Source organism: Syntrophomonas zehnderi OL-4, from assembly GCF_000983115.1.
In the GTDB taxonomy this organism is placed as follows: domain Bacteria; phylum Bacillota; class Syntrophomonadia; order Syntrophomonadales; family Syntrophomonadaceae; genus Syntrophomonas_B; species Syntrophomonas_B zehnderi.
The window spans coordinates 1-7,286 of record NZ_CGIH01000017.1; the positions used below are offsets into that span (position 1 = coordinate 1).

At 36.9% G+C, this 7,286-nt stretch carries 5 protein-coding genes; 2 read left to right on the forward strand and 3 right to left on the reverse strand.

Annotation, left to right across the window (positions count from 1 at the left end; all coding sequences use genetic code 11):
* On the forward strand, positions 1–2,003 hold a 2,003-nt coding region (locus AAV90_RS04705; RefSeq protein ID WP_046496404.1), incomplete at its 5' end, for an MORN repeat-containing protein.
* Between the two features lie 55 nt (positions 2,004–2,058).
* On the opposite strand, the gene AAV90_RS04710 is transcribed toward AAV90_RS04705, so the two are convergent.
* From AAV90_RS04710 to AAV90_RS04720, 3 genes are read right to left on the reverse strand one after another with little or no spacing between them, the layout of a single operon-like run.
* Positions 2,059–3,915 carry a pilus assembly PilX family protein gene (locus AAV90_RS04710; protein WP_046496406.1) on the reverse strand — a complete coding sequence of 619 codons (1,857 nt, stop codon included), beginning with the start codon at positions 3,913–3,915 and terminating at the stop codon, positions 2,059–2,061.
* Positions 3,916–3,928: 13 nt separating this feature from the next.
* The gene (locus tag AAV90_RS04715) at positions 3,929–4,894 is read right to left on the reverse strand and encodes a prepilin-type N-terminal cleavage/methylation domain-containing protein (RefSeq protein ID WP_046496407.1); all 966 of its coding nucleotides are present in this window, start codon (positions 4,892–4,894) and stop codon (positions 3,929–3,931) included.
* An 11-nt stretch (positions 4,895–4,905) separates the two neighbouring features.
* Complete coding sequence (locus tag AAV90_RS04720; RefSeq protein ID WP_046496409.1) at positions 4,906–6,642, reverse strand: prepilin-type N-terminal cleavage/methylation domain-containing protein; 1,737 nt, start codon at positions 6,640–6,642, stop codon at positions 4,906–4,908.
* 365 nt (positions 6,643–7,007) lie between these two features.
* Here AAV90_RS04720 and AAV90_RS04725 point away from each other — a divergent pair.
* Positions 7,008–7,286, forward strand: a 279-nt coding sequence (locus tag AAV90_RS04725) for an IS1182 family transposase (RefSeq protein WP_046496411.1), incomplete at its 3' end; no start/stop codon positions are given.

Sequence of the window (7,286 nt, forward strand, 5' to 3'; positions counted from 1 at the left end):
AAACTTTAAATTTTAATAATACTGAACGTTTTATATATCCTGCGGAAAAGGACTATATTTTTATTTCTTATTACAATGACATAATGACTGGTGAGCGTGATATCACAGCCCAAAAACTTGATAAAGATGGTAAACAAATATGGAAAAAAACGTATAACCTTAAAGGTGATGATACCCTTAAATTATTACATATGTTGAAAGATGGTTTTGTGATGGCGGTTAGCAGTCAGGCAGCAGAACAAAATGTACTTCGATTGCTTACGATAGACAATAGCGGAAAAATAGCGTGGCAGAAGGATTTACCCTTAAAAATCGTAAATTCCATTGCCAGTACAAATGATGGCGGGTTGATAGTAGCAGGTGCCACAGGCGAAGATAATCAGAATATCCGAATTATTAAGCTAGATAAGACAGGTAACTGGAAGTCGGCGGACCAAAACCCGTCCCGATGGGAAAAAACGTATATTAATAGCGGGAATCAGCAGGTCCATCAAATTATACAGATGTTAGATAAAGATGATTATAATGATGGCTACATTTTTACCGGTTCTACAGATTATAAGTCTAACGGCAAACGGGATTTGTATTTGGTTCGCTTGGACGCATATGGTGAGGTTAACTGGAGTAGAAATTATGGTGGTCAAAATGATGAACAGGGAATCACAGTTGGAGTAATGGTAAATAGTAATGAAGAACATATGGGTTATTTAGTGGCTGGCAATTCTAAAACTACCAGCGGCGAGGAAAAAATATTTCTTATTTATGTCGATAAAAATGGTTGGAATCAAAGCTGGCCAGGGTACCAAATAGCGATTGATGGAGCGAAAGAGCGTTATTTCGGAGATGTATCAGGTTTAATGTCAATGGCGATTGTTCCAGTCCCAGATGCATTTAAGAATAACCGCAAATTGCAAGGTGAAAATATAAAAGGAGATGGCGGAGTACTTTTAATTGGATATTTTTTAGATAATAAAAATATATTAGCTATTAGAATTAATGAATTTGGTCATGTGCTATGGCAAAAAAAGTTAGCAGTTCCCGGAGATAACTTAATTATGGGTACCTTAAGCAAAGGAGATAACGAAAAACAAGTCATAGCTTATAGTGCAACCTACCCTAATCAGGGAAGGGATATGGCAATATATACATTGACTCTGTACCTGGAGGGAGTTCTTAAACAGGATAAGACTATACCTAAGGAAGAACAGCTAGAAACTAATTACGAAAGTATTGCTTGGGAGAAGCATAGTTTAAAATATGAAGCTATGCGTGATGTAAGTAAAGAAATCAAAGACCTTTTACTTAAGCAGCAGCATATTCCTTTGACGGCTGGTAATAGAATTAAGGGAGAAATTGAATGGCCAGATTTTAGCTATTATCTGGGCAACTTAGTAATTGGTAAAGCTGATGGGGAAGGAACGCTCTTTTTTACTAACGGGGTCTGGTATAAAGGCAGCTGGAAAAATAATATGTTCTACGGTTATGGTTATTTACGGTTTCCAACCGGGGAGTATTACGAAGGTGAATTTGCAGAGCATATGATGCATGGGAGCGGAGTATTTAAATGGCCAACTGGAGAAAAATATGCAGGCCAGTTTCTAAACAATCAACGGGATGGTCAAGGTAAATTTACTTGGGCAAATGGGACTTATTACGAAGGTGGATTTAAGGAAAACGAAGCCTCGGGGATGGGGGCAATCAATTGGCCTAATGGTGAAAGGTATGAAGGTCAAATGGTGCAAGGTAAAGCAACCGGACAGGGGAGTTATTATTTTCCTAATGGTGAAAGGTATAGGGGAGAATTTAAAAACCTAATTTTTGAAGGGGTCGGAGTCTATTATTGGCCGGATAGTTCATACTATGTAGGTGAATTTAAGCAGGATCGTTTAAATGGTGAAGGTTACTATGTTTGGCCAAATGGTGTAATACAACATGGATACTGGAAAGATGACCGCTATATGGGGACTAATCCTAATGCGGAAAAAACCAGGAAAAATTGGTAGGAAATTTTACGAAAAGAGGGGAGTATACCCCTCTTTTGTATTCAACTATGCATTATTATTGGATATGGTTTTTAATCTCATTCCAGCGGGATGATTCCCAACCTGAGTTAGCCGGGTTAGGAAAATGGGGCGGCGAATCATAGAGGAAACGAGGATCATGAGTGTAGTGTTTTTTATAACCGCCACTTAAAATTATGCCGCTAATTCCCAGAGGCCCCCGGTATTTCTGAGCAATTGAACCAACTAAATTAGCATTATCCTTACTTATAATGATACTTGCATCGTGGGCTTCAAAACCGAAAGATTCATTTTGGGAATAGATAGCGGCGTGAAGATTAATATTCTTAGGAGCATTATCAACAGGTAGAGAGTTAATATTCATAAATGTCCAGCAGTAATCTTTATATGCGAACAAAGAGCCGATAGAGCCGCGAAAACGCACATCTTTATCATGCTGGGATAACCAGTTAAAATGAAGTACATTTACAAAATTAGAGGCAACTAACCCTAACATATCATCACCATTTCCCGTTATTTCGGTATAAAGCCATTCATTATCTTCAAAAACCTGATTAAAGCCAGTATTTTGATAAGTTACGCCTGGGGTATTATCATACCAGCTGCTATTCCATTCAGGTCTGCTCCAATCACAAGGATTGTGGCCAGTAATATAAATATCATTAGCAGCTGCAATAGTAAGGCGTCCATTTAATTTCCCTGATACAAATACATTACCTAATCCAGCATGATACTTATTTACGCCGTTAGTGTCATTAGTACCAGTTCTTCCATCTACATAAATAACTCCATTTGCCGGAAGTTCCATAGATGCAACTGTTGCGGCAAAAGCAGCAAAGGAATGGAAATTTTCGGTGCGGCTATTGTCTATACTACCGTCACTATTGCGAAATATCTTTTGAAACATAACATCTGAAGATTTATCAGCTTTTTCAGCAGCAATTTCCCTATCCCACCAAAGGTTGGTTTGCAATAAATCAGGAGGATTGCCATCTTTCGTTGGTCTAAAACGATATTCGGCATCATTGTAATACCAGCGTACCTGATTAGGGTCATTATTCCATGCACACCTGCGGATATTATATCTGCCATTTTCTAATAAGTGAATACAGGCACGCCCTCCATTATAATATTGTCCTTCAATGCGGGCATAAGCCTTAAGGCTGCTTAGGCTGCTGCTAAAAGCTAATGTTTCAGCTACCTGGGAGTTGCCTTTACGAAAAATTGCGGGATTATAAAGGTTTTCAGCGGGGGTAATGTTAATTCCTTTTACATAAGTTACTGGCCCGTAAAAAGTCGGATAGCCCTTAACATATAAGGTATGGTTAGTATGTAAAGGCCCATATACCGCTTCATCTGAAAGCCAATAGATAGGATTCCCGGAGTTATCTTCTTCCTTGTCATTTGCCATTACAAATTGGGTAAAAGTCTTTTTATATACTTCCACTTCTATTGTACGCAACCGCTCGGGATGACTCTTATCCCAACCTGTTGAGCGTATAATCCTGAGGTTATTATCTTCAACCTTATCAGTTTGTCCTTCTATTTCTACAAGTGGGACTAGGACATTTATACGGTAGTTAGAGCCAGGTTTTAGTTCATAGAGGTTATACTCTTTATTTCCATATTGTATTGGATCAGGATTATCATCTTCGATAACTAAAAAATTATCTTTCTCATTATTAAATCGCCATAATGTGCGGTTGTAACCTTGCTCAGCAGCGTAAAGGGCTTTTTCGCTAGTGGAAGCGATAGCTATAATTCCAGTATTACCTTGACTCATTTGGTAAGCTGCTACTGATAAAATAAACATAAGTATCATAAGGATAAGCACCATAGGAAGTGCTGCCCCTTGTTGGTTTTTTAATGTATTGGCGAATTTTTTAAATCTCATTATTATTCCCCCCCTACAACCATTTATTTATGTTTATTTTACAAGTAGCTTTGGCTTCACCGGTATTAGCAGTTGCTGTAATCGTAACATTAGGCGGTATTAACCCTATAAACTCCCAATAATTCCAATCACTTTCTTTTTTCATTAGTTTTATAGTTGCCAACGAAGTATCATTACTCGGTTCTACTTTTACCCAATCGGGATGGCTTGATTGCCATCTTACTGATTTATCAGTAGCATTGGCCGGCCAAATTTGAGTTATATTAAGTGATAGTTCATGTGTATTTGTTTTGGTGATTACCATTCTGGCAAATGTCGGACTAACTATAATTTTATGGACTGGAATTACCTCTGGTTCTGTTTCGTCTAATACTGGTGCCCCAATTATTGCTCCAATTTCTCTGCTCCTAATCATATAATTAGAAGCGAGGTCAAAAGGAGTAAAACGTTTATTTATTTGGCTGGTGTCACTTATCTGAATATTGACCTCTACCATGCTAGAATCTTCTGGACGGTTAAAAGGTTTACTGGTAACCCCTTCGGCTAAAGTATGCCAGACAGAATCATCTTCATCAGGGATAACAAGACTTAAAACTGCAGCTGGGTCGGGATCAGATAAGATTACTTTTTTTAAGTAGTTATCAGCAGTTACTTGATAAATAATTTTCTCCCATGTAGTCTCAGCTTCGTTGTAATGATATATTACCAGGCGTTGTCCTGCATCTTCCACAAGGACAGGATCAACTGTTCTGGCGGGGCTTGCTGCTCTACGGATTTCCTTGCTGATTAAGAGCATAGATGTATTAGCTTCGGCTATGCGTGGATTAATAGCTTCTGAATGAGACCATATACGGTTGGTAGCGGTTATAGCGTTGATAGCGGGGGTTAATATAAATAAGAGTAAAACAAGAACGACTAAAACTTCTATCAAAGTCATGCCGCGATCATTCATTTTTACTTTTAAAAAAAATGATGACATATAATTCCCCCTTATTTGCCTGAAATTTTTAAAGTAAGATTATGGGCAGGCTTTGAAAATTGAATACTGTTAGTACTATAAGAACAATAAATATTAAAATTGCGGAAAAAGAAAGTATTAATAGCAGGACTACTGTCAAAACGGAATTTAAATTTTTTTGAAAAATAATTATTATTAAGCACAAGTTCTGTATCTGTTTGATCATAAACTGTAAGTGTTATCTTGTGGTCATCAGTTTCTTCTTTAATTACTTTATTATCTGCATCTATTAAGGCCCATTTCCCATCTTTTTTACTGATTTTAATATATGGTGTCCAGTCATTAGGATCATCACTATCTAAATTAGCATTTTCCTTACCTATATAAACTAAGATAAAATCCTCAGATAATGAGGTATATTCTGATAAGCCTAATTCATTAAAATAAACTTTAAGTTGAGCAGTAATACCAGAAGCAGGTTTATATCGGGTTAAATCTATTATTTCAAAATCATTGGTATCATTTAATAAAGCTAGCCTATGCATAGTATCAGGATGAATATCATACTTTGCTGCCGATGCTTCCCATGCTGGGCCGATACCTTTATAATTGCTTTCAAAATCCCACATGTTTAATAAAGGAGGTTTATCTTCGAAATATTCATCAGCGGGATGTTTCAGTCCATTTTCAGATAATAGTTGGTTAAGCTGGGCAGGGTATACTAAAAGGGGATCTATGGAAAGAGTGTAGTTACCCTCACCACAGAATCGGCCAGGGTTATCTGGATCTATACCTGATGGCCAAAGATTATTAAATGTTATGCTGTTTTGATGGGCAGCTATATTTTCTACCCTAGATTCCCCGTTACCCCCCAGAGTAATATTAAAATCTTTCTTGCTAGGTTCAAAACTAACAGTAAGTGTTGCTGGTTCTTCCATTTCAATCTGTTTATAATTTGTAACATAAGGTTGGGCTTTTATATCTATAGTAGGTTGATTAGGACGGTTAATCATCCCTAGGCGTTCAGTTTTTACTTCATAAGAATATTCAGTATTATCATTAGGAAATTCTATAGGAATTAAAGCTTGCCCGTCCATATTAGTCACCGCAACATGGCTCGGCCCCGTACCATCTAGGCTTACATTAACACCCTCAATGGGAATACGGCCGCCATTCTCGTCAGTCCAGCCCCTGACTACTTCAATAATTACCCCAGTAATAGGCGAAGTGCTCCCTTCCCGAGCAACAAAAGTTTTAAAATCGGCCTTTTTAACTACTTTGCCCGTAAATTGTGAAGGACAAGAAACTTCTATTGTTAGTACTTTATAATCAAAGGGATTTTTATCATCAGGACGTTTACCATCGGCAGGATCATCTATCCATTGTACTATTTTACGGGCTTTAAAAAGGGAGTAGCGTGAATTTGGATCAGGGGCAGTGCTATATTTACCGTTATTTAATAGAGGTTTGCCGTTATCGTCAAAATAATATTCAAAAACTCCAGTTTTCAGTGGTGCTAACCTGATATCATCTGCTTCACTAATATAGTTAGTCGCATTTACTTGTGCTAAGGTTCGTTCTAACTCACTTTTGGCTAATTCATTAGCAATCGTACGAGCCCGATTTTCACTAGTAATTTTAGCAGCTAAAGTAAAGAGGGGAAAACAAGCAGTTACTACTAATAAAAGTATAACTAGGGCTACTAATATTTCTACTAAGGTTAAACCATTTTTATTAAGAAAATTAAATGATTTATAGTATTTACGCATGAAAATCCCCCTTAACCAAAAATAAAGATTTACCCAACTTACAAATCGGGAACAAGATCGTAATTATTGATTCTTTAAAAAAGAAATTTAGGAAAGCCGGTATTTGCAAATGCTTAAAAACTGCGATGGTATGCTGGTATTTGCAACTCTATATAAACTCCATTGTAGGGGCGGAAAATATACAGGTTATTATTTATTATATTTAATTTTCAAGTAAATATATACAATATTCTGAACTGACTGGCGAGTGTCAGGGGGACGGTTCGAGATCACTGAAAAAGTCCATTTAAAGCACAAAAAGCATACCCTCCTGTGGTATAATTTGGTTAGCGAAAACAAAATTAACTAAGGGAGGTATGCTTTTTATGTTAGTTAATAACGTCTTTAGACAAAACAGCTTCTATACCGCATTATACCAAATGATCCCGGATAATCACATACTTAAACAAATAGATTCCGCCATAGATCTTAGCTTTGTTAATGATTTATTAGCAGATAGATATTGTAAAAACTTTGGCAGACCAGCAAAAGAGCCAGAGATGATGCTAAGAATACAAATATTAAAATATCTATACAACCTGTCTGATGAACAGTTAATACAGGATTTGAGCGTAAATCTGGCTTATAAATGGTTTGTAGGACTT